At 35.3% G+C, this 25800-nt stretch carries 19 protein-coding genes; 3 read left to right on the top strand and 16 right to left on the bottom strand.

The annotated features are described in order from the left end of the window. The 8 genes from ACN0QX_RS06010 to ACN0QX_RS05975 form a co-directional block, all read right to left on the bottom strand. A complete protein-coding gene (locus tag ACN0QX_RS06010) occupies nt 1-702 on the bottom strand; it encodes a sulfite exporter TauE/SafE family protein (protein ID WP_417195874.1) in 702 nt (233 codons plus the stop codon). Between the two features lies 1 nt (nt 703). Beyond that, nucleotides 704-1150, bottom strand: a complete 447-nt coding sequence (locus ACN0QX_RS06005) for a FixH family protein (protein ID WP_248400503.1) — start codon at nt 1148-1150, stop codon at nt 704-706. A gap of 49 nt (nt 1151-1199) precedes the next feature. After that, nucleotides 1200-2624 (bottom strand): cytochrome c oxidase accessory protein CcoG, encoded by a 1425-nt coding sequence (gene ccoG, locus ACN0QX_RS06000; RefSeq protein WP_376860570.1) that lies wholly within the window; start codon nt 2622-2624, stop codon nt 1200-1202. An 81-nt stretch (nt 2625-2705) separates the two neighbouring features. Next, on the bottom strand, nt 2706-3593 hold the full coding sequence (locus ACN0QX_RS05995) for a cbb3-type cytochrome c oxidase N-terminal domain-containing protein (RefSeq protein ID WP_248400499.1): 888 nt from the start codon (nt 3591-3593) through the stop codon (nt 2706-2708). Next, nucleotides 3590-3778, bottom strand: a complete 189-nt coding sequence (locus ACN0QX_RS05990; protein WP_066252170.1) for a cytochrome C oxidase subunit IV — start codon at nt 3776-3778, stop codon at nt 3590-3592. The genes ACN0QX_RS05995 and ACN0QX_RS05990 overlap by 4 nt, the downstream gene beginning before the upstream one ends. A gap of 16 nt (nt 3779-3794) precedes the next feature. Further along, entirely contained in the window at nt 3795-5969 is a 2175-nt protein-coding gene (gene ccoN / locus ACN0QX_RS05985) for a cytochrome-c oxidase, cbb3-type subunit I (protein WP_417195873.1), read from the bottom strand. Between the two features lie 5 nt (nt 5970-5974). Then, a complete protein-coding gene (gene ccoS / locus ACN0QX_RS05980) occupies nt 5975-6163 on the bottom strand; it encodes a cbb3-type cytochrome oxidase assembly protein CcoS (protein WP_066252177.1) in 189 nt (62 codons plus the stop codon). A gap of 80 nt (nt 6164-6243) precedes the next feature. Then, complete coding sequence (locus ACN0QX_RS05975) at nt 6244-8616, bottom strand: heavy metal translocating P-type ATPase (protein WP_248400497.1); 2373 nt, start codon at nt 8614-8616, stop codon at nt 6244-6246. A gap of 107 nt (nt 8617-8723) precedes the next feature. Between ACN0QX_RS05975 and ACN0QX_RS05970 the strand changes: the two genes are divergently transcribed. Beyond that, nucleotides 8724-9401 (top strand): Crp/Fnr family transcriptional regulator, encoded by a 678-nt coding sequence (locus ACN0QX_RS05970; protein ID WP_248400495.1) that lies wholly within the window; start codon nt 8724-8726, stop codon nt 9399-9401. Nucleotides 9402-9467: 66 nt separating this feature from the next. Here the strand turns inward: ACN0QX_RS05970 and ACN0QX_RS05965 are convergent, their stop codons facing one another. Then, complete coding sequence (locus ACN0QX_RS05965; RefSeq protein WP_417195872.1) at nt 9468-12707, bottom strand: VPS10 domain-containing protein; 3240 nt, start codon at nt 12705-12707, stop codon at nt 9468-9470. Between the two features lie 97 nt (nt 12708-12804). On the opposite strand from ACN0QX_RS05965, the gene ACN0QX_RS05960 reads away from it, so the two are divergent. Together ACN0QX_RS05960 and ACN0QX_RS05955 are read left to right on the top strand one after the other, a co-directional pair. Next, nucleotides 12805-13932 carry a vWA domain-containing protein gene (locus ACN0QX_RS05960; protein WP_417195871.1) on the top strand — a complete coding sequence of 376 codons (1128 nt, stop codon included), beginning with the start codon at nt 12805-12807 and terminating at the stop codon, nt 13930-13932. A gap of 78 nt (nt 13933-14010) precedes the next feature. Beyond that, nucleotides 14011-15477, top strand: coding sequence for a magnesium chelatase (locus ACN0QX_RS05955; RefSeq protein ID WP_417195870.1), 1467 nt, complete (start codon nt 14011-14013; stop codon nt 15475-15477). 31 nt (nt 15478-15508) lie between these two features. Here the strand turns inward: ACN0QX_RS05955 and ACN0QX_RS05950 are convergent, their stop codons facing one another. The 7 genes from ACN0QX_RS05950 to ACN0QX_RS05920 all read right to left on the bottom strand — a co-directional run bounded on the left by ACN0QX_RS05950 (nt 15509) and on the right by ACN0QX_RS05920 (nt 25741). Continuing rightward, nucleotides 15509-16063: a PepSY domain-containing protein gene (locus tag ACN0QX_RS05950; RefSeq protein WP_417195869.1), complete on the bottom strand. Its 555-nt coding sequence runs from the start codon at nt 16061-16063 to the stop codon at nt 15509-15511. Nucleotides 16064-16154: 91 nt separating this feature from the next. Next, nucleotides 16155-17789 (bottom strand): M1 family metallopeptidase, encoded by a 1635-nt coding sequence (locus ACN0QX_RS05945; RefSeq protein WP_417195868.1) that lies wholly within the window; start codon nt 17787-17789, stop codon nt 16155-16157. A 90-nt stretch (nt 17790-17879) separates the two neighbouring features. After that, nucleotides 17880-19691, bottom strand: a complete 1812-nt coding sequence (locus ACN0QX_RS05940) for an acyl-CoA dehydrogenase family protein (RefSeq protein ID WP_417195867.1) — start codon at nt 19689-19691, stop codon at nt 17880-17882. 103 nt (nt 19692-19794) lie between these two features. After that, nucleotides 19795-20985 carry an acetyl-CoA C-acyltransferase gene (locus ACN0QX_RS05935; protein WP_417195866.1) on the bottom strand — a complete coding sequence of 397 codons (1191 nt, stop codon included), beginning with the start codon at nt 20983-20985 and terminating at the stop codon, nt 19795-19797. 4 nt (nt 20986-20989) lie between these two features. Continuing rightward, complete coding sequence (locus ACN0QX_RS05930; RefSeq protein WP_417195865.1) at nt 20990-23398, bottom strand: 3-hydroxyacyl-CoA dehydrogenase/enoyl-CoA hydratase family protein; 2409 nt, start codon at nt 23396-23398, stop codon at nt 20990-20992. A 1-nt stretch (nt 23399) separates the two neighbouring features. Further along, nucleotides 23400-23855: a MarR family winged helix-turn-helix transcriptional regulator gene (locus tag ACN0QX_RS05925; protein WP_248400478.1), complete on the bottom strand. Its 456-nt coding sequence runs from the start codon at nt 23853-23855 to the stop codon at nt 23400-23402. Between the two features lie 116 nt (nt 23856-23971). After that, nucleotides 23972-25741, bottom strand: a complete 1770-nt coding sequence (locus ACN0QX_RS05920; RefSeq protein WP_417195864.1) for an AMP-dependent synthetase/ligase — start codon at nt 25739-25741, stop codon at nt 23972-23974. Nucleotides 25742-25800: the final 59 nt, after the last annotated feature.

The raw sequence follows: 25800 nt of genomic DNA, 5'->3' as shown, positions 1-25800 counted from the left end.
TTAATGACAATCTATTTCACTTGACACATTTTCAACAATTGGAGCAGGCGAGAGGTAAGGTATGCCCAACCCTAAACCACGAAGAATAAATAACAACCCAATAATTACAACGAAAATCGGAATGGCTTTTTGAATACGCTGTTTAATGGTTGCATTTAAAAATTTTCCTAAATAGATAGCGGTGGTCATTAATGGAACAGTTCCAATTCCAAATAAGGACATATAAAGTGCGCCTTGAAAGGCATTCGCACTAGCTAAAGAGCCAAAAACGGCCATATAAACTAAACCACAAGGAAGAAAACCGTTAAGAAAACCAATAGTTAAAAACGTATCGGCTGTTTTCTTTTTAAGGGCAGCTCCCAAACCAGATTTAATTTTTGAAATGATTTTATGTAGCGGTTTCGAAAAGTTGTATTTATTGAATGTCTTATAAGGAATAAGAATGGCAACAATCATTAAAACTCCTATAATAATAGAGAGTTGTTGTTGGAGTCCAAAAATATATAAGCTTTTGCCAATAAGGCCAAAAACAAGTCCAATTAAACTATAAGCCAGAATACGCCCAAAATGATATAGAGTAATTTGCGTAACTTTCCGAGTGGAATTACTGCGGTCTACGGGTAGCATAAAGGCAATAGGTCCACACATACCAACGCAGTGAAAACTACCTAGTAAGCCCAATATAAGTGCTGACCATAACATGTTAGTATCTTATTTCTTTCTTGAAGCGATATGCATTTCCGTTATATTCCCATTCAATAATTAAATTCCAACGTCCACCTAATAATTTATCTTCCGGAATAAGCATGTTTTGAGTCGTTAAAGAAATGGGTACCTCAAAATCAAACTTCTTATTGGATGGTCTGTATAAAATTACATTTCCTGATATCTCTGAAGCATTTAAAGAATCTGGGAAGCTTATAAGAATACCTTCTTCACTTTGTGTTACACGTACATTTTGGGCTAATTTATTGCCCTTTTGCTCACGCGCCATATTACCTTCAACCTTTAATTCTTGTTGGTAGTAATCTTCGGTTACTAAATCGTGTTGATAGGTATCATCTACACTCATTTTAATTACAAAAAACATGATAAAGGCAATAAACCCTATCAATGCTAACACCATACCAGTACCCCAATTTATTTTCATAATAGACTCCGTAAAACGGTTTTTTTAATATTAGTTGCAAGCTACACGTTTAATTATAACTTCGTGGACCTAGAAAGTTCACCGTTTCAGTTTCAATAAGGTCATCGTTGCTATATACTTCAATCATTAAACGGTTTTTATCGCCACTTAAATCTTTCTGATCGATTTCAATAAACAAAGTTCCTTGCACTAAACCTTGAGGTGGAACATTAAAGGTATCCGAATTAGAGACAACTTTAATCGTGCCTTCAAATTTTCTTAATTTAAAGTGAATATTTTCAATTTCTCTCGTTGTTTTATTTACTAGCTTATAAGTGAAAACATTACTAATAATAGTGCCTTCTTTATGTTCATATAATTGACCTGGAAGTCGTAATATATTGGCTTCAACTTCGTTACGCAGCAATAGCATACCAGACAAAAGTCCAACTAGAATTGTTAAAACAGCTATATAACCTTTTAATCTTGGTGTTAATTTAAATTTTTCTTTTTTCTCAATTTCATCTTCACTAGCATAGCGAATTAAACCTTTAGGAAGGTTAATACTTTCCATAATATGATCGCATTCATCAATACATGCTGTACAGTTAACGCACTCTAGCTGTGTACCGTTTCTAATATCGATACCCGTTGGGCAGACATGCACACATTGTAAACAATCAATACAATCACCATAACCTAATGCTTCACGATCTTCATTTTTTCGGAATTTCTTTCTACCATTTTCTGCTTCACCACGTTTATGGTCATAAGCAACAACTATGGATTTATTATCTAGCAACACACCTTGCAGGCGACCGTAAGGACAAGCAATAATACAAACTTGTTCTCTGAACCAGGCAAAAACAAAATAGAAAACAGCTGTAAAAATTAATAATGGAAATAAGGTTCCTAAATGTTCGGATGGTCCATCTGCTATATATCTTAAAAGCTTATCACTACCTATTAAATAAGCTAAAAATATGTTTGCAATTAAAAATGAAATAATTAAAAATATGAACCACTTAAGTAAGCGTTTTTTTATTTTTTCAGCATTCCAAGGCTGTTTATCTAATTTGCGTTGTTTGTTTCTATCGCCATCTATCCAATATTCAATTCTACGGAAAACCATTTCCATAAAAATGGTTTGTGGACAAATCCATCCACAAAAAATACGACCAAAACCTACGGTAAATAGGGCAATAAAAATAACACCTATTAACATAGATATTACAAATAGGTAGAAATCCTGTGGCCAAAAAGGAAATCCAAAAATATTAAAACGACGTTCTAAAATGTTAAACAATAAAAACTGATTTCCATTTATTTTTATAAAAGGAGCAGCAAATAGAAAGGCCAACAAAGCATAACTTACTATTTTACGCCATTCGTAATACCGACCACTAGGTTTTTTTGGATAAACCCATGCGCGTTTACCTTGGTCATCTAATGTGCCAATAGTATCTCTAAATGATTCGTTTTCTGGGCTTTCCACTGTTGTTTATTTTAGGTTGTTGTTTTTGTAGATAACAGAAATCACCAAACTATTTTAGTTCCATGATTTCTGTTAATTGTATTATTCTGCTGCATCGTCTTCCCAAATATCCCCTTCAGCTTCTTTTGGGTTAGCTGCTGTTGTACCTTGAAATGTTAACACATAACTTGATACTTGTGCCATTTCAAGAGGAGATAAACTCTGCTTCCATGCAATCATTCCTTTTCCGGCTCGACCACCTTCTGCAACCGTTTTAAATACATTTTTAATACCGCCGCCTAAAATCCAGTGTTCATCAGTCAGGTTTGGTCCAATACCACCACCACCATCAGCCATGTGGCAGGCCACACAGTTAACTTCATATAGGGCTTGTCCAGCGCTTAAATCGGCTGCACCTGTTAAGACTTCTACTGTATTAGCATCGACTAAATTTTTTGCGGTTCGTTTATATTCTTCAATATCAATAGCTGCTTGGGCATATTCAGAATTCAATTCATCGTACTGGTTTTCACCATCAAAAACATGATATCTCACTAAATAGACCGCTGCAAATACAATAGAAGCATAAAAACTATAAATCCACCAAGGCGGTAAGTTGTTATCTAACTCTCTAATGCCATCATAATTATGATCTAATATAATGTCATGTTCCTCTTCCATTGGTTTGGAATCTAGTGATTTGGTGTATAGTTTTTTAAACCATATAACAAATTTAGATGTACTTTCTTTTTTAGCATCATATCGTGCTTTTGCCGCTTCGTCTAAACTCTGGTATAAAATATTACCCATTGAGCTCACAATAGCTTCAATCCCTATTAATAATATTAATACAAATATTAAAAATAGCATAACTAGTGGTTGTTCAATAAAGGCTGGTTGGCTACCAGATTCTATAAAGAATTCTGCTAGTCCAGCAATTAAGAAAAATATAATAGGTATCCTTATCCAAGCTGGAATTGATTGTCTCATAGTTCTTCGTGGTTTTGGTTGTTATCTAATGGTATATTGCTGACAGTTTCTATGTAATCTTTTTTTGCGGTTACAACCCACCAAAATAAGACTACAAAAAAGATGAAAAATATTAGCAAAGAGATAATCGGGTAAATCTCGATTCCCTCCATACTGTCCATGTGATTTTTTACAAACTTTAACATCGTTTATTTTATTAGATTATTCTTCTAAATCAGTTACATTAATATCTGTTCCTAATCGTTGCATGTATGCAATTACGGCTACAATTTCACGATTACGCATTTCAACAAAATCTTCGCCACCTGCAGCTTTTTCAGCCTCATACGTGGCTGCGAAATCAGGATCAGCATATAAATTCTGTTCAATTTTTGTTCCTTGCTCCAACATGTTTTGTTGTGCGTTGGCAATGTCCTCTTCTGTATATGGTACACCTAAAGTAACCATGGCTTCCATTTTAGTTTCTGTAATGGACTTGTCTAATTTATTGGTAATAAACCATTTGTATGATGGCATAATAGAACCGGAAGAGGTGCTTTGCGGATCATAGAAGTGATTAAAATGCCAATTGTCTGAATATTTTCCACCTATTCGATGTAAATCTGGACCAGTACGCTTACTTCCCCATAGGAATGGGTGGTCATAAACAAACTCTCCAGCTTTGGAGTAGTCACCATAGCGTTCTACTTCACTTCTAAATGGTCTTACCATTTGAGAGTGACAACCTACACAACCTTCACGGATGTATATATCACGACCTTCTAATTCCAAAGGAGTATATGGTTTCACGCTACTAATTGTAGGTATATTGGATTTAACCATAATGGTCGGTACTATTTGGACAATACCACCAATTAATATAGCAATGGTTGCATAAATTGTTAATCTAACTGGTTTTCTTTCTAACCAAGAGTGCCATCCTTCGCCACCCACACGGCTTTTAGAAACATTTTGCAAAGCTGGAGCTTCAGCTAATTCATCTGTAACTTTACTACCATTTTTAGCAGTAATAATAACGTTATAGACTAATACTAACATACCTGTTAGGTAAAGTGTACCTCCAATGGCACGCATCCAATACATAGGCATTATTTCAGTAACGGTTTCTAAAAAGTTACCATAAACTAAAGTCCCATCTGGGTTAAATTGCTTCCACATACTTGCTTGTGTAAATCCAGCAACATATAATGGTAAGGCATACATAATGATACCTAAAGTACCAATCCAGAAATGGAAATTAGCTAAACCAATGGAGTGTAATTTTGTTTTAAATAAGCGAGGTATTAACCAATAAATCATACCGAAAGCCAAGAATCCGTTCCAAGCTAATGCGCCTACGTGAACGTGCGCAATAATCCAGTCGGTAAAATGGCCAATGGCATTTACATTTTTTAAAGACAGCATGGGGCCTTCAAAAGTTGCCATACCGTAACCCGTAATAGCCACTACCATAAATTTTAAAACAGGATCTGTACGTACTTTGTCCCAAGCACCACGAAGCGTTAATAGTCCGTTAATCATTCCACCCCAAGATGGCATTAATAACATAACAGAAAACGCCACACCTAAATTTTGTGCCCATTCTGGAAGTGCTGTGTATAATAAGTGGTGGGGTCCAGCCCAGATATATATAAAAATTAATGACCAGAAGTGAATAATGGACAAACGATAAGAGTATACAGGTCTGTTAGCCGCTTTAGGAACAAAATAATACATTAAACCTAAAAATGGTGTTGTCAAGAAAAATGCTACAGCATTATGTCCATACCACCATTGCACCAATGCATCCTGAACACCTGCGTATACAGAGTAACTTTTAAAAGCACTAACAGGCACTTCTAAACTGTTAAAAATATGAAGTACGGCAACTGTTACAAACGTCGCTATATAAAACCAAATAGCAACATATAAATGTCGTTGTCTACGCTTAATCATAGTTCCAATTAAATTGGCACCAAACACAACCCAAACTACAGCAATGGCAATATCAAAGGGCCATTCAAGCTCGGCATATTCTTTAGATGTTGAAAAGCCTAATGGTAATGTTATGGCCGCACCAACAATAATAAGTTGCCAACCCCAAAAGTTAATTTTACTTAAAACATCGCTATACATTCTCGCTTTTAAAAGTCGTTGTGTTGAGTAGTAAATACCAGCAAAAATGGCATTACCAACAAAAGCGAAAATTACTGCATTGGTGTGTAACGGTCTTAATCTACCAAAACTTAACCACGAAATTCCATCGGTTAAGTTGGGAAATAAAAACATAAATGCTAAAAGTAAGCCTACAAGCATACCTACAACTCCCCAAAACATGGTGGCATAGAGGAAATTTTTAACGACCTTGTTGTCGTAATAGAATTGTTGTACTTCCATAATTTTTAATTAGTCTTTTTGGTTTTAATAGTTTGTTTTTGGTTTTCTTTTACGAGTTCATCTTCAAATAGCATTCTGACAGATGGTGTATAATCATCATCAAATTGACCGCTTCTTACTGCCAAAACAAAAGCAATAAAAAAGCCAATGGCCACTACGATACTGATACTCAGTAATATGTATATAACACTCATACCTGATAGAAGTTATGGTTCAAAAATACTGTCTTAATATACTCAAAAATATGATAAAAATCATATTTGTTTATTTTTAATCATTCTAATTTCCTACCAATAACATTGGTTGCAACCGTAGTAAAAACCACAATACTTATAGAACTTAATGGCATTAAAATAGCGGCAATAACAGGCTCTAATTGTCCAGTAACCGCAAAATACAACCCTATTATATTATATACAAATGAGAGGGCAAAACTCCACTTAATAATTTTTATAGCTTGTTTGGATGCTTTTATATATTGGTATAATTGATTGAATTTGGATGCGTCTAAAATGGCGTCACAAGCAGGCGAAAAGACATTCACATTCTCTGAAATAGCTATGCCAACTTCGCTTTGTGCCAATGCACCAGCATCATTTAACCCGTCGCCAATCATGAGCACTTTAGCGCCTTCAGACTGATGGTATTTAATATAATCCAATTTATCGTCTGGTTTCTGATTAAATATCAATTTAGTTTTAGTGGGTAATAATTTTTTTAAGTTTTCCAATTCACCGGCATTATCCCCCGAAAGGATAACTAAATCATACTCATGTTTTAAGCTATTAAACAATTTGGATAATCCTTTTCTATAACTATTATAAAAGGTGTATTTTCCTTTGTATTGGTTGTTACTGTTAATATGAACTGTGGTATTCAGTATGGATTTATCTTGTTTGAAGCCAACAAAACTGGCGGAACCAATTTTCATCGTATCATTTTGATGTGTACTTTCAATACCTTGACCTAAATGTTCTTCAAAATGGTTTAATGTTATGATATCATGCTCATCTAAAATATCATAAAGTGTACGGCTCAACGGATGGTTTGAACCTCGCAAGGTATTCTTTAAAAGGATTTCCTCTGACGTGGATAATGCATCACCATCATAGGTGGCGGAACTTTGCTTATTGGAAGTAATAGTTCCTGTTTTATCGAAAATAATGGTATTTATAGCTGCTAATTGTTCAATAACAGATGCGTTTTTGAGGTAGAATTTCAACTTGCCAAAAATCCGTAATAAATTTCCTAACGTAAAAGGCGCGGAAAGTGCAATAGCACATGGACAAGCAATAATTAAAACAGCTGTAAAGACATTCATGGCTTTGGAGGAATCTACAAGTAACCAATAGGTGGTTGCAATAAATGCAATACTTAAAACTGCAATTGTAAAACGCTTACTAATAGTATTAGTTAAGTTTGTAAAGCTGTCTTGTTTATTTTTATTAAAAACATCATTACTCCATAACTGTGTTAAATAACTTTGCTCCACAGATTTTAAAGCTTCCATTTCAATAACACCAGTGGTTTGTTTCCCTCCAGCGAAAAGTTTATCGCCAGAATTTTTAGTTATGGCATCAGATTCTCCAGTAACAAAACTATAATCAATTTTTGCTTTGCCATTTATTAAAATGCCATCAACCGGAATTAATTCTTGATTTCTAATAAGAAGGCGATCTCCTTTCTCAATATCATAAACTTGAATTGGTGTTTCTATACCATCCAAAATTTTTGTAATTGCAATAGGGAAGTAGGATTTGTAATCTCTTTCAAAAGAAAGAAATGAATAAGTTTTTTGTTGAAAAAATCGACCTAGCAACAGGAAAAATACTAACCCGGTTAAACTGTCAAAAAATCCAGAACCGATATCTAATATAATTTCAACGGTACTTCTTATGAATAATACCGCCAGACCTAGTGCTATGGGAACATCAATATTTAAAAGTCCAGAGCGCAGTCCTTTATAAGCTGATGTAAAATAATCGCGCCCAGCATAAAAAACAACAGGCAATGAAAACGCAAACATAAGCCATCTAAAAACGTGTTTATATTGCTCTAGCCAAAATTCGCCCACTTCAAAATACTCTGGAAATGATAAAAACATTACGTTTCCAAAAGAAAACCCCGCAATACCGAGCTTGTAAATTAGCGAACGATTAATATTTTCCTTACCCGTTTTGAAATCATTTAAGGAAATATAGGGTTCGTACCCAATAGCACTTAATAGCAAAACCACCTCTTTTAAAGAAAAATTTTCGGTGTTATATGTTATACGAACATTCTTTTTGCCAAAATTAACTTGAGAAGCTGTAATGTTATTATTGAGTTTGTTTAGGTTTTCTAATATCCAAATACACGAACTACAATGTATATGCGGAATATACAAGGTGACAATTTGAATACGTCCATCATTAAATTCCGTGAGTTTTTCAATAATGTTTTCTTTTGATAAAAAGTCATATTTGCCCTGAATTTCTTTCGGTGCAGAACCTGGTGATGCTTGTAAGTCGTAATAACAGGTTAAGTCGTTTTCTGAAAAAATTTCATAAACCGTTTTACAGCCATTACAACAAAATAATTTTTCGTCGTAAGTGATTTGTTCTGAATCGCATATATCACCACAGTGGAAACATTTGTGTTGTTCCATAAAATTTGCCCATTTATACCTTTTGCAAAGGTAAAATATAAGCTTTGATTTAATATGATTTTTGTCATGTATTGTGTATTTTTGATGTTAACTTATTTTAGGCTGATATGAGTAAATGTGAATCCTGTATTGCAAAACAATTAAATTCTTTAAATGCTATGACTACTGAAGAATTGCGAAAAGTATCAGCTTGTAAAACAACACGTTTTTACAAAAAAGGTGATATTATTTTTGATGAAGGCGAATCCCTTCATGGCGTTTATTGTGTTCGTAGTGGTGTTTGCAAGCTAACCAAATTAAGTGCTAATGGTAAAGATCATACCGTAAAACTACTCGGAAAAGGGGAACTTCTAGGGCAACGTTCTATTATTAGTGATGAGCGGACCAATTTAAGTGCTGTGGCTTTAAATGATATTGAACTGTGTTTTGTGCCGAAAGATCAAATAATTACGCCTTTACACGAAAATCAAAATTTTTCATTTGATGTATTGCAGAATTTAGCAAAAGATTTGCGAAGTGCAGAAGACGACCTAATTAATATGGCTCAAAAATCCGTTAAGCAACGTATGGCGGAAACATTAATTTATATTCAACATGTTTTTGGTGTGGATTCGTCTGGAGCATTAAATGTTATATTATCACGTGAAGATTATGCTAGTATTGTAGGTACAGCAACGGAATCTGCCATTCGAATTTTATCACAGTTTAAAAAGGAAAAATTGATTGCCACATCTGGTAAACATATAACGATTACAGATATTGAAGGCTTAAAACGTGTGGATTAAAAAAATGCTTCAATCGTTTTAGATTAAAGCATTTTTAGCATTCTTACCTTCATTATATTAATTTCTTTAAAACATTTTAACAGGTTTAAAAGGGTTGAGTTGTAGTTTTTCCATTTCAGATTGATAGGTTCTCCAAGATTCTTTATAGAAAGCATTTGTTTTATTAATAGCTTCGTTAAGGGCGTCTTCTGCGTGTTTTATCAAGGTGTCTTCAGTAGTTGTTATCCCATTTTTACGAGATCTAGAATACCAACCTGCTGTTCCTAATCTACTACTTACGGGAATATCATCTGAATTCGTAATACCTTGACGCTTATCTGGTTTTCCTAAATATAGGTTGATAAGTTCATCTGCCTGTTCAGAAACCTCTTTAGACTGTTTTATGGCATCCTTGTATTTTTCTTTATTTAATTTTTTTAAATCTGATGCATATTTATCGGCAATCTGCTTGCTTTCAACAAGCTGTTTTACAGCATTTGCCATTTTTTCTTGGAGCACTTCTAAACGTTTAGATGTATTATAAATGGCATCCATATTAGCTTGTGTAACATTTAATCGCGGATCTGATTTAACTTCAATATTTTTTTCAGACGTTTCCGTTCCATAAGTCATGACCACACGGTATGTTCCAGGCTTAACCGAAACACCACCCGATTCGCTTGTTTGTTTTCTAATGGATCTGGATGCACGAGGAACACCAGCTTCATCCATATACCACGTCCATTTATGAACTCCTGTTTCTTTAGGTGTTTTACGTTTTAAGGTTCTAATTAGTCTGTCGCCATCATAAAACTGTAAGGTGATGGTGTCCTTGGTGGCCATAGATTTCTCTTCGACTTCTGAAGTATCTTCGTCATCAAGTGAAACTTCTGTCTGATCTTCTGCTTCAGATGATTCTTTTAGTTTTTGTTCTTTTTGTTCTTTCGCTTTAATTGAATCTACTTTCACGAAATAGGAGAGTTCAGCACCATAACTGCGATTTTCACCATGATACGTAGCATCTGCTCCAAAACGACTTCCGGTTGGTTGTTGGTAAGTGGCTTGATAGGCAATTGGAGGACTAAACAATTCTAAATCTGCGTTGAGCATTTGCTTGTTTTTTGCCATGGCTCGTAAGGGTCTAATATCATCCAAAACCCATGCTGCACGACCAAAGGTACCAATTACTAAATCGTGTTCTCTTGGTTGAATCACTAAATCCTTAACCGATACTGTTGGGAAACCTTCGGTCCATTTTGTCCATTTGTTTCCAGCGTCTATAGATATATATAAACCATCATCTGTTCCTAAAAATAGTAAATTGGGTTCTTCTAAATCTTCAATAATTGACAGTGTGTAGCTTTCTACATCGTCTGCATTAACAATACGCGTCCACGTTTTCCCGTAATTAGTAGTTCTATAAGCATAAGGCTCATAGTTAAAACGTCTGTAATCATTCGCAATCAGTAACGCTTCACCCTTATTTTTATTCGATGCTTTAATCTGTGGAATCCAGCTACCAGCTGGTAACCCTTTGATGTTTTTGGATACGTCAGACCAGGTTTCGCCACCATTTAGGGTAATGTGAACACGACCATCATCGGTACTAACCCAAAGCATGTTGCTTTCAATAGGTGAGGGTTCTATTACCAAAATAGTACAATGGTTTTCAGCTCCAGTTGCATCCATGGTTAAACCACCACTTTCATTTTGTTTGAGTTTTTCAGGATCGTTGGTTGTTAAATCGTCTGAAATAATAGTCCAAGTTTCGCCTTTGTCAGTTGATTTGTGGACAAATTGACTGCCAAAATAAATGGTGCTATTATTAAAGGGATCTATGTTAATTGCTGAATTCCAATTGAAACGTAATTTTACATTCGGATCTGGATGGATGGGTTTTACCGTGTAATTACTTCCAGTTTCCCAATCATACCGACTTACGGAACCTTCTTGACTCATAGTCCAACCGTAACGCGAATCGTCTTTGTCTGGCACCACATCAAAACCATCACCAAAACTAATTTCTTGCCAATAACTATTTCTAATGCCTTGTGCACGCCAAACATAAGCTGGTCCACGCCAAGAACCATTGTCTTGCATCCCTCCATATACGTTATAAGGAAAATCATTATCAACATTTATATGATAAAATTGAGCAACGGGAAGATTTCCTATAAAACGCCAAGTGTCACCACCATCATGGGTAATATTCAAGCCACCGTCGTTACCATCAATCATAAAACTACCATCTTCAGGGTGCATCCACCAAGCGTGATGATCTGGATGAACTCCATTATCTACACCATACGTAGGCATGAGTCTTTGAAAGCTTTTTCCACCATCCTGACTGACATTTACATAGGTAAAAACCGAATACACGCGATTTTCATTCTGCGGATCCACATATATTTCAGAATAATAGAATGGTCTATCGCCAATATCATTTTTGTCATTAATTTTGCGCCATGTAAAGCCGCCATCTTCACTTTTGTAAAGTGCATTTTTTTTTGCCTCAACCAAAGCATAAATAACACCTGGTTTACTTGGCGCAATGGCAACACCTATCCTTCCTAAATTCCCGGAAGGAAATCCTTCATCTTCGGTTATTTTTTTCCACGTATCACCGCCATCAAAGGTAATGTGCATGCCCGAACCTTCACCTCCTGAATTAAAAAACCAAGGATCGCGTTTGTGTTCCCACATGGCAGCAATTAATTTGTTGGGATTGGTTGGATCCATAATTAAATCGGCAGCACCCGTTTTATTATTGGCAAAGAGAATGTTTTCCCATGTTTTTCCACCATCCGTCGTTTTATAAACTCCGCGTTCTGGATGTTCACCCCAAGGTGAGCCAATGGCAGCGGCATAAACCACATTCGGATTTGTTGGGTCAATAACCACACGATGAATATGTCGTGTTTTCTCTAAACCCATAGCTTGCCAGTTTTTGCCACCATCCAAAGATTTGTAAATTCCATACCCACCATTTAAACTGTTTCTAGGATTCCCTTCACCAGTACCAACCCAAATAACACTCGGGTTTGATTGCTGAATAGCAACCGCACCAATAGATGCTGTAACTTCATGATCGAAAATAGGATCCCACTTTATGCCACCTGAAGTCGATTTCCATAAACCGCCGGAAGCCGTACCAACAAACATTATGTTTGGATTGGAATGAACAACATCAATAGCAGTTACACGCCCAGACATGCCACCAGGACCAATATTTCTGGGTTTCATGTTTTTTACTAAATCGAGGTTGAAATCTTGCGTAAACCCTGAAATTGATATAAATAGGAATAATAGAAGAAATCGTTTTTTCATAAGTGGTGGTTTAGTTTGCCTTAAAGTTAAGCAAGAAAACTTAAATAGATGTTAAGGCCCTAATATTTGAGTGAAAATTGTCGTAATTTTATGATGCATGAAAAAAGAAAATACACACAGAAAAGGCTTCGTATTTACACAATATGAATCGCCTTCACAAAGTCCGTTTGAGAAACTTTTTGATATTTTTAAAGAGCTGATTACCCATACATCGGGTGATTTTGATGAAGCAATAGATTGGTTAAAACAATTGGATGAAGAATACAAGTTAACAACGCCCGATTACACCATTGAAGACTTTATTGAAGATTTAAAAGCGAAAGGCTACATTCGTGAGGAAATTCGTCTGGATGGTAAAAAAGGGACAGCCATTACCGCAAAAACGGAACGTGCTATTAGACAATCTGCTTTAGCCCAAATTTTTGGAAATTTAAAAAAGAGTGGAAGCGGTAATCATAAAAGTAAAGGTCTTGGAATAGGAGATGAGCATACAGGAGATTTTAGAAATTACCAGTTTGGTGATGGCGTGGATAAAGTGAATATTACGGAAAGTCTTCGGAATGCCCAAATTAATAATGGGATAGGAAATTTTAATTTAACCGAAGATGATTTAGTGGTTGAAGAAACCACGCATAAATCGCAAATGAGCACCATTTTAATGATTGATATTAGCCATAGTATGATTTTATATGGTGAGGATCGGATTACACCAGCCAAAAAAGTGGCCATGGCATTGGCAGAATTAATTACCACACGCTATCCAAAAGATACACTTGATATTTTGGTTTTTGGAAACGATGCGTGGCCAATTAAAATTAAGGATTTACCGTATTTAACTGTGGGACCTTATCATACCAATACAGTGGCAGGATTACAATTGGCTATGAATTTGTTGAGACGAAAACGAAATACGAACAAGCAAATATTTATGATTACAGACGGCAAACCCAGTTGCTTAAGGTTACCAGATGGCACTTATTATAAAGATAGTAATGGTTTAAATCCACACATTACTAATAAATGTTATGCTATGGCGCAACAAGCCAGAAAATTACATATTCCCATTACTACTTTTATGATTGCTCAAGATCCCTATTTAATGCAGTTTGTTGAAGAATTTACAAAAGCAAATCAAGGGAAAGCATTTTATACAGGCTTAAAAGGTTTAGGCGAAATGATTTTTGAAGATTATGAAAGTAATAGAAAGAAACGAATTAAGGGATAATTAAAAGACAAAAAACGAAAAGAGAAAGCATTATTAAACTTAAATAATGTCTTCTTTCTCTAATCTAAACAAAGAAATATGAAAATAGAAAACATAAGTACATTAGGCGCATTAAAAAAATCAGGTTATACATCGCGATCCATAAAAGATGAATTACGAGACAATTTAATTGAAAAAATTAAACGTAAGGAGCCTATTTTTACAGGAATTCATGGGTATGAAAATACAGTTATCCCCGAATTACAACGTGCTATTTTATCACGACACAATATTAACCTATTAGGACTCCGTGGACAAGCAAAAACCCGTTTAGCGCGTTTAATGCTCACTTTGTTAGATGAATATATTCCCGTTGTTGAAGGTTCTGAAATAAATGATGATCCTTTGAATCCAATTTCCCGATACGCCAAAGAATTAATTAATGAAAAAGGTGATAACACCCCAATTTCTTGGATGCATAGAAGTGAGCGTTTTGCCGAAAAATTAGCGACACCTGATGTTACGGTAGCCGATATTATTGGTGATGTAGATCCTATAAAAGCAGCCAATTTAAAGTTGAGTTATGCTGATGATCGTGTCATTCATTATGGCATGATTCCACGTGCAAATCGCTGTATTTTTGTTATTAATGAGTTGCCAGATTTACAAGCTAGAATACAAGTAGCCTTATTTAATATTTTGCAGGAAGGCGATATTCAAATTCGTGGATTTAAATTGCGATTACCTTTAGATATGCAGTTCGTTTTTACCGCAAATCCTGAAGATTATACCAATCGGGGTAGCATTATTACACCATTGAAAGATAGAATTGGTTCTCAAATATTAACACACTATCCAGATGATATTGAAACGGCTAAACGGATTACACAGCAAGAAGCTAAATCCGATTTACGCCAAAAAGAAAATATTCATGTACCAGAATTGGCTAAAGATTTATTAGAACAAATAGTTTTTGAAGCCCGTGAAAGCGATTTTATTGATGAAAAAAGTGGTGTTAGTGCTAGATTGAGTATTACAGCTTTTGAGAATTTATTAAGTACGGCTGAATTACGTGCGCTAAAAGCAGGCGATGCTAAAACAACGGTACGATTATCTGATTTTCTTGGAATTATTCCTGCCATTACAGGAAAAGTAGAATTGGTTTACGAAGGCGAACAGGAAGGCGCAGCCCAAGTGGCTTATAATTTAATTGGTGACGCCGTTAAAAGTTTATTTCCCGAGTTTTTTCCGAAGATAGAAAAACTCCGAAAACAAAATGAAGAAAGCCCGTATGATCCTATTGTATCTTGGTTTTTTAATAACACGGATGAATTTGAATTGCTAGACGATTTACGGGATAAGGCGTATAAATCATTATTAGAATCCGTATCACCTTTAGATGATTTAATAGGTGAACACCAACCAAAACTTTCCAAAAAAGAAAGTTATTTCGTGAAAGAATTTGTGCTTTGGGCTTTAGTGGAACATAAGTTATTGAGCAAATACCGCTTTACAGAAGGACTACAGTTTAAAGATCCCTATGGTAGTTTCATTAGTGATTTATAAAAATAGGTGTTAATTAAAAATGAAAAAGCGGTCAATTTGATCGTTTTTTCATTTTAATCTGTTTCGGTTTTAGCCACAACCAAAATCCCGTAAAAGCTAATAGCATCAAGCCAAATGAGCTAATGGTTGAATAAAATAATTTTATAGGTTTGGACTGATTTCCAAAAAGATAATCCAGAATGGAACCATCATGTATCATTTCAATAATATCAGCCGTTCGAGTTTTGTCTGAAAGAATAGCACCCGAATAACAATCAATTTGAATTTCAGTGAAATGGGTTTCAAAGCGTATTTTGGAAATGCCTTTAGAGGGTCTGTAATCAATTCGGTTTATTTCAGATGGTAAGTTCTGTAAGTTTACATAATTGATGGCAATAGCTTGAATACTATCCAAACTAATCAATTCCAATTGTTGATTTATTGCTTTTTGAGACTTTGGTTTTAGTTGTAACTCATCTTTCCAAGTAAGGAGTAGGCCTGTAGCTCCAAGAATAAACATAAATACAACCAAGGGCATAGCAATAAAGCGATGCATTTTACGATACCATCGTGATTGTTTTGCTAATTTTTTACGTTTTTCTTTCAAGTTTAGTAGTTATGGGACATGCGAAAATAAGTTATTGTTTGCTTCTTTCTCTTAAAGCTATGTTAAGGCAAATTCAAAAAAAATTTAAAACTTATAATTTAGAAACTTGCACGTAAAAATCGTTATCAACTATCAATTTTTCATCGGAAATAGGCGTTGTTTTCCATTCGGTAGTTGGATAAAGCCACTGTTCTTTATTATTAAAAGTTACTTGGATAGGCATATCAAAATTGGCAACAACATGATTCCAGCGGTATTTTAAACTACCATTGCTAATACTATATTCCAAATTAGGAATTTGTGACTGACGTAAATATTGATTAAAAAATGCGGTTAAATCTATTCCAGATTTTTCACTAATATAATCCTCAATCTGTTGGGTTGTTACGGTTTGATGGTAAAACGTTTTGTTTAATCCACGTAAAATATGGCGCCATTTTTCGTCATCAGCAATTAATTGTCGCAAGGTGTGCAACATATTAGCTCCTTTGTAATACATATCACCAGAGCCTTCTTTATTTACATTATAAGTTCCTATTAAAGGTCTATCATTTTGAATGCGTTTTCGGGTACCAATCACGTAATCGGCAGAGGCTTCTTTGCCATAAAAATAATCGACAAATAAATTTTCAGAATAGGAGGTAAACCCCTCGTGAATCCACATATCGGCAATATCTTTATTCGTGATATTATTGGCGAACCATTCGTGTCCCGCTTCATGAATAATGATAAAATCGAATTTTAAGCCCCAACCAGATTCCGATAAATCGTTACCTAAATACCCCATTTTAAAGTGATTCCCATAGGTTACAGAACTTTGGTGCTCCATGCCTAAATACGGAACTTCCACTAATTTAAAACCATCCTCATAAAATGGATATGGTCCAAACCAATGCTCAAAGGCTTCCATCATGCGAGGCGCATCTTTAAAATGTGCTTTTGCTTTTTCTAAATTATCACGGAGTACATAATAATCCATATCCAAAGGCCCATTTTCACCTGAATATACTTCGGAAAAATGTACATAATCACCAATATTTACATTCACACCATAATTATTAATCGGATTTTTTACAGCCCAATTATATGTTGTGGTTGTTTTATTTTGAACAATACTCTGTAAACGACCGTTAGAGACATTCATTAGTCCTTTAGGAACCGTGACACTAATATCCATGCTATCCACCTCGTCATACATGTGGTCTTTGTTCGGCCACCAAATACTAGCGCCTAGACCTTGACAAGATGTGGCTACAAAATGATTGCCGTTAGTATCTTTTTTCCATGAAAAACCACCATCCCACGGTGCACGAATGGCTTCTTTTGGATGGCCTTCGTAGTGTATTTCAATAGCATTGTTGGAGCCAAGAATTTGTTTATCAATCAATCCGATAAAATAGGCATTACCATCACGCGATGCTTTCAATTCCTTGCCATTTTGTGTGACCTTGGTTATATATAAAGGTTCTTGTAAATCGATTTGCATAACGGCATATGGTTTTAAAACGGTGTATTTAACCGTGTTTTTTCCTTTAATAAATTTGGTATCTGGATCTACAGAAATATCTAAATGATAATAGTTTAAATCCCACCATTCGCGTTCTGGTGTTATGGAACCACGAAGCGTGTCTTGATGTGTAAAGGTGTTTTTTTCTTGAAGTAAACCTTGACTGAATAATGTAAATGGGATTAATACTATGGCTAAAAAGTATATGGATGTTTTCATTATGAAAAATTTTCAATAAAAATACATAAAAAGAAAAGCCGTTCCGAATTTCGGAACGGCTTTTCGCTTCTAACTAAACTTAATCTATACTTAAAAACAATATTTCTCTTCTTCTTTTACTTTTTCAGCAATTTCTTTACGTAAATCTACAATATCTGGATAATTTGCATATTTAGTAAAACGTTTTAAGCCCATAAGCATCATACGTTGTTCATCACCTTCAGCAAAAGAAATAATACTTTCTTTTCCTTTTTCTTCTACGATATCCACGGCGTGATATAAATATAATTTGGCCATAGCAATTTGCGCAGATTGGGCGTTTTCACCAAAGCGTTTCGCATTCTTTTCGGTTCTTAATATAGCCGATTCTGCCATATAAATTTCGATTAAAATATCAGCAGCAGCAATTAATAATTGTTGATGTGCTTCTAAATCTGGACCAAATTTTTGAACGGCTCCACCAGCAACCATTAAGAATGTTTTCTTCAGTTTCTTAATCATTTCCTTTTCTTCCGAAAATAATTCAGAATAATCTGGTGTATCAAATGACGGTATTCCCATTAATTCATCCTGTACCTTTTGAGCAGGGCCTAATAAATCAACATGACCTTTCATGGCTTTTTTAACAAGCATACCAACAGCTAACATCCGGTTGATTTCGTTTGTACCTTCGTAAATACGAGCAATACGTGCATCTCTCCAGGCGGCTTCCATAGGTGTCTCTTCCGAGAATCCCATACCACCAAAAATTTGAATGCCTTCATCAGCAGCATTCTGAACATCTTCAGAAACAGCTACTTTTAAAATAGAACATTCAATAGCATACTCTTCAACACCTTTTAATTCCGCTTCTTGGTGCGAATTTCCAGCGGCTTGACGCAAAGCAATACGATCTTCAATGTTTTTAGACGCTCTATATGTTGCCGATTCACCAGCATAAGCACTGGCTGCCATTTCAGCTAATTTCACTTTAATAGCTCCAAAGTCTGAAATACGTGTGTTAAATTGTTTACGTTCATTAGCATACGTAACGGCTGTTGTTAAAATACGACGTTGCGAATCTAAACATGCCGCAGCTAATTTAATACGACCAACGTTAAGAGCATTCATTGCAATTTTGAAACCTTCACCACGACCTGCTAACATATTTTCAGCAGATACAACTGTATCACTAAAGAAAACTTGACGTGTAGAACTGGCGCGAATTCCTAATTTATGTTCTTCTTCACCTAGAGTAATGCCATTTGGGTTTTCTTTGTCATATTCTACAATGAAACCTGTAATATTTTTATCATCCTCTATTCGGGCAAAAACAATCATTAAGTGACAAAAGCCTGCGTTTGAAATCCACATTTTCTGACCGTTAATTTTATACGATTTTCCATCATTAGATAGGGTAGCGGTTGTTTTTCCAGAATTGGCATCCGATCCAGCACCTGGTTCTGTTAAGCAATATGCGCCAAACCATTCACCCGAGGCTAATTTTGGTACGTATTTTTGTTTTTGTTCTTCAGTTCCGTAAAGTGTAATTGGCATTGTTCCAATTCCAGTATGTGCGCCAAATGCGGTACTAAAAGATCCGGTTCCACTTGAAATATAGTCGCAAGTTAAAACAGTAGATACAAAGCCCATGCCCATTCCACCGTATTCTTCGGGAACAGCAACACTTAAAAAGCCCATATCACCAGCTTTTTTCATAACTTCTTCCGTTAAGGCAAAATCTTTTGCTTCAAAGCGGTTTTTATGAGGAATAATTTCTCGGTCATTAAATTCTTTAACCGATTCTTTCATCATTGTTTGTTCTTCTGAAAAATCTTCAGGTGTGAACACATCTTCGCAATTCGTTTCTTTTACAAGAAATTGGCCACCTCTTAGGATGTCTTTATCTTTTTTTGCTTCCATTTTTTTGTTGATTCTAAACAGCTAGTAACTAAATTCTAAACTGTATTTTGTTGATTTAATTTCTGGTTACGTCTAATTTTTTAGACTGGGTTTTATAACGTGTTTATTTCAGGAATTCAAAAATTCCACAAGCACCTTGTCCTGTTCCTACGCACATGGTTACAGCGCCATATTTACCGGCCATGTTGCGTTTGCGCATTTCATCAAATAACTGAACTGATAATTTGGCACCAGTACAACCTAGTGGATGACCTAAAGCAATGGCGCCTCCATTTACATTAATGATATCTGGATTTAAGTCTAATTCTCTAATTACCGCTAATGATTGAGAAGCAAAGGCTTCATTCAATTCTATGAGCTCCAAATCTGACTGTTGTAAACCAGCTTGTTTTAATGCTTTTGGAATAGCTTTTACAGGACCAATACCCATAATACGAGGTTCAACACCAGCAGCAGCATAGTTTACTAAACGCGCAATGGGTTCTAAACCTAATTCTTTAACCATATCCTCACTCATAACCATAACAAAGGCAGCACCATCACTCATTTGCGATGAGTTTCCAGCAGTTACACTTCCACCAGCAGCAAATACCGCTCGTAATTTTGCTAAAGCTTCTTTACTTGTCCCTGCACGTGGTCCTTCATCTTTGGTTACCGTATATGATTTTGTGGCCTTTTTACCATTAGCATCTACATAGGTTTGTTCAACTTCTATAGGTACTATTTGATCTTGAAAGCGATTTTCAGCTTGTGCTCTTAAAGCTTTCATATGTGAATGATATGCAAACTCATCTTGATCTTCACGAGATACGTTGAATTGCTGGGCTACGGCCTCAGCCGTATTTCCCATTCCCCAATAATAATCCTCATGACCAGATTTAACAAGGTCATAATTTAATTCTGGTTTAAAACCTGTCATAGGAACCGAACTCATGCTTTCTGCACCTCCTGCAATAATACAGTCGCCCATTCCAGCTTGAATTTTAGCCGTTGCCATTCCTATTGTTTCTATTCCAGATGAACAAAAACGGTTTACAGTAACACCAGGAACATCAACAATATCTAATCCCATTAAAGAGATTAGTCGTGCCATGTTTAAACCTTGTGAACCTTCTGGCATAGCATTACCTACTATAACATCGTCAATGCGTTTTGGATCTAAATTAGGCAGTTCTTTCATCATGTATTTGATGGTTTCTGCAGCTAATTCGTCTGTTCTTTTAAAACGGAACACACCTTTTGGAGCTTTCCCAACGGCTGTTCTATATGCTTTTACTATATATGCTTGTTTCATTTTTTTAGTTTCTTAATGGTTTTCCTGTTTTCAACATGTGCTGAATACGTTCTAATGTTTTACGTTCCGTACAAAGTGATAAAAATGCCTCACGCTCTAAATCCAATAGATATTGTTCGTTTACTAATGTTGGTTCAGATAAATCTCCACCTGCCATTACATACGCCAACTTATTAGCTATTTTCATATCGTGTTCGCTAATATAGTTGCTGTCTTGCATGGAGTCTGTTCCTACTAAAAACATTCCTAAAGCTTGTTTTCCAAGAACTTTAATGTCTGTACGTTTTACCGGTTGCGTATAACCTGAATCTGCCATTAATTTGGCATGTTGTTTAGCAACGGCAATTTGTCGGTCCTTATTTACCACAACCACATCTTTACCTTTTTGTAGCAGGTTTAAGTCGAAAGCTTCATAAGCAGAAGTTGATACTTTAGCCATACCAATGGTTAAGAAATGCTCTTGTAGAATATTTAATTGGACATCGCCTTTTTCGAAAAGATCTTGAGCTCTTAAAGCCATTTCTTTAGAACCTCCACCACCAGGAATAACACCAACACCAAACTCTACAAGTCCCATATAAGTTTCTGCTGCTGCAACTACTTTATCAGCATGAAGCGATAATTCACATCCACCACCTAAAGCCATACCGTGAGGTGCAGAAATTGTAGGGATTGAAGAATAGCGCATGCGCATCATGGTATCTTGGAAATATTTGATAGCCATATTTAATTCATCATACTCTTGTTCGGCAGCCATCATGAAAATCATTCCTATATTTGCGCCCACAGAGAAGTTAGCGGCTTGATTTCCAATAACTAATCCGTCAAAATCTTTTTCAGCTAAATCTATCGCTTTATTAAGGCCAGCTAAAACATCGCCACCAATGGTGTTCATTTTGCTTTGGAATTCGCAGTTTAAGATGCCATCTCCTAAATCTTCAATAACAACGCCTGAATTTTTAAAGACTTCATTGGATTTTCTAATATTATCTAAAATGATAAAACTATCTTGTCCCGGAATTTTCACCTGCGCTTTCTTCGGAATATCATAAGCGTAAGTAGCACCTTCTTTTACTGTGTAGAAAGATTTGTTTCCTGATGCTAACATGTCATTCACCCAAGCATTAGGCTCTAAACCTTCAGCTTTCATCATTTCAATTCCGTTTTCAACACCAATAGCGTCCCAAATTTGGAAAGGTCCATGTTCCCAACCGAAGCCTGCTTTCATAGCATCGTCAATTTTGTATAGATCATCTGCTATTTCAGGAATACGATTAGAGACGTAAGCGAATAATGCCGCAAAACTCTTACGGTAAAATTCACCCGCTTTATCTTTTCCTTTTACAAGAATTTTAAAACGATCAATAACTTTATCAACGGTTTTGGTTAATTCCAAGGTTGCAAAGTTCGCGCGTTTTTTTTCTCTATATTCTAATGTGTTTAAGTCCAGTGACAGAATTTCTGAAGATCCATCATCTTTTCTTACCTTCTTATAAAACCCTTGACCTGTTTTACTTCCTAACCATTTGTTTTCCATCATGGTATTGATGAAATCTGGTAATTCAAACAACTCTAAACGTTCATCTTTAAGACAATTTTCTCTAATTCCGTTAGCAACGTGTACTAAAGTGTCTAATCCAACAACATCTACTGTACGGAAGGTTGCCGATTTTGGACGGCCAATAACGGGTCCAGATAGTTTGTCTACTTCTTCAATAGTTAAATCTAAATCTTTAACAGCGTGAAATAAACTTTGGATACTAAATATTCCCACTCTATTTCCAATAAAGGCTGGTGTATCTTTAGCTATAACGGATGTTTTACCTAAAAACTTTTCACCGTACTCATTCAAGAAGTCCAATACCGCTTGATCTGTTTTTGGACCAGGAATAATTTCAAATAATTTTAAGTAACGTGCTGGGTTGAAAAAGTGTGTTCCACAAAAGTGTTTTTGGAAATCTTCACTACGACCTTCACTCATAAAGTGAATAGGAATACCCGAGGTATTAGATGTAATTAAAGTACCTGGCGTTCTGTGTTTTTCCAGGTTTTCAAAAACTTGCTTCTTAATATCAAGACGTTCAACAACAACCTCAATAATCCAATCTACATCTTTTACCTTTGCAATATCGTCTTCCAAATTACCTGTAGTAATGCGGCTGGCAAATTTTTGATGATAAATAGGAGAGGGTTTAGATTTTAAAGCGGCTGTTAATGAATCATTAACGATGCGGTTTCTAACTTCTTTATCATTTAAAGTTAGTTTTTTAGCTTCTTCTTTAGCGGTTAATTCTCTAGGAACAATGTCTAATAAAAGGACATCGACACCAATATTGGCAAAATGGCAAGCAATGCCGCTTCCCATAATTCCAGAGCCAATAACTGCTACTTTTTTTATTCTACGTTTACTCATATTATTTAGGATTGTGTTCTTTTTGGTTGTAAATTTTCTTGTTAGATATCATGTTATTGATAATGTCTGCAACTTCATAAAAGCTTTCTAGTTTTTCTGCTGAAACATTTTTACGAATAGCTTCATTAAACGTTAAAACTTTTTCTCTTGAATAGGCCCGTTTTTCACGACCAAATTCGGTTAAGTGAATAATAACACCACGACCATCTTCAGGGTTTGGTTTTCTCTCTATAAGTCCTTTATCCTGCATGATTTTCAAAGTTCTAGAAAGGCTTGTAGCTTCCATGCCCATTTTAGGACCTAATGATGTACTTGCCGTGCCGTGTTCAGGGTCTATACTTAATAATGCAAATCCGGTAGACATACTTGTCTCAAATTTTGCTGCCTCTTCGTTATACATTTTATTAATAGCTAACCATGTGGTTCTAAATATATAATCGATGGTTTTATCCTTCATATTTACTTATTGGAAACCAAATATAGTAAAAATTTATTATGCACGCATAACAAATTGGAAAATTTTAACATTGCTATTGGACAAAAAAAACTCCTAAAGAATTAGGAGTTTGTTATTTAAGGACGGTATATTTTTTCGATGAGGTCTTTATAGATTTCTTTAATAACCTTTCGTTTCATTTTCATGGTAGGCGTTAAGTGTCCGCCTTCTATGGTCCATGCATCGGGTGTTATTTCAAACTTTTTAATTTGTTCCCAATGGCCAAACTTTTGGTTGGCTTCATCTATTTCTTCTTGAATACGATCGCGTAAAATTTGATTTGAAGGAATATCGTCTTTAGATTTTAACGGATGATTATGTCGTTTTGCCCATTCCTCAACAAATTCATAATTGATTTGAATTAAAGCAGCTGGCATTTTTTCACCTTCACCAATAACCATGATTTGCTCAATAAACCGTGATTGTTTAAATTTATTTTCTAATAGTGCTGGAGCTACATATTTACCACCAGACGTTTTAAACATTTCTTTTTTTCTATCTGTAATTTTTAGGAAACCATCTGGATCAATTTCGCCAATATCGCCCGTGTGGAAATAGTCATCTGTCATGACTTCTTTTGTTTTTTCAGGATCTTTAAAATAGCCCATCATCACATTTGGTCCTTTAACTAAAATTTCACCGTCGTCTGCAATTTTCACATGGACCTGATCAATAACGCGACCAACGGTTCCGACGCGAAAACCGCCGTCTCTCATATCGTTTACGGAAATTACGGGAGAGGTTTCTGTTAAGCCATAACCTTCCATGATTGGCATTTCAGCTGCTGCAAAAACACGTGTTAATCGCGGTTGCAATGCCGCGCTACCGGATACCATTAAATCCAATTGACCTCCTAATCCTTCTTTCCATTTACTAAAAATTAATTTTCTAGCTAATTTTAGTTGGGTTTCATACCACCAACCATTAGCGCCATATGGTTCGTATTTTAATCCTAAATCTACAGCCCAAAAGAAAAGTGCCTTTTTAATTCCTGATAATTCACCACCTTTAGCGACAATTTTGTCAAAAACCTTTTCATAAAGACGCGGTACAGCGGTCATTACATTTGGTTTAATTTCTTTGAGGTTATCACTCATTTTCTCGATAGATTCGGCAAAATAAATTTCCACACCACAATATTGGTATAGGTACAAAATCATCCGTTCAAAAACGTGACAAACAGGAAGGAAGCTCAATGATTTAGAATGACCATAATCAAACGGTACTCGTTTTTCACTATTCAATACATTGGAGACTAAATTTTTATGAGATAACATAACGCCTTTTGGTCTTCCTGTAGTTCCCGATGTGTATATTAGAGTTGCTAAATCTTCACTTTTTACAGCCAATTTACGGGCATCAACTTCAGATTGATTGCTGGTGTCCTTACCTAATTCTAAAATGTCATTCCAGCTATTTTCATTCACCACATCATCAAATGTGTAAACCGCCTTTAATTTTGTTTGACCCTTAATGTCATTTAATTTTTCTAAAATATCCCCATCCGAAACAAAGCAATAAGTGGCGCCAGAATGATTTAAAATATATTCATAATCTTCCTTGGAAATCGTTGGATAAATAGGCACATTTTGAGCGCCAATTTGTAAAATACCTATATCCATTACATTCCATTCCGTTCTGTTTGTGGTTGAAATTATAGCAATTTTATCATTAGGTTGTACGCCTAAACGCAGTAACCCACGACTAATAGCATTTGACTGATCCACATATTCTTGTGAGGAAATAGATTCCCATTTACCATTTTTTTTGGAAGTTAATGCCTTATCTAAATTGTATGTTTCCAACTGATGTTGTGGAAAATCAAAAATCCTGGTAATTTGAGTCATGTTTATATGAAGTTTGAAGACTTGCAAATTATGAAAAAAAACTGATATTAAAATGACTA

Source organism: Bizionia sp., from assembly GCF_048259285.1.
GTDB classification, from domain to species: domain Bacteria; phylum Bacteroidota; class Bacteroidia; order Flavobacteriales; family Flavobacteriaceae; genus Algorimicrobium; species Algorimicrobium hallyeonense.
The sequence above is the reverse complement of the archived record's forward strand: the minus strand, read 5'-3'. Positions and strand labels throughout refer to the sequence as shown.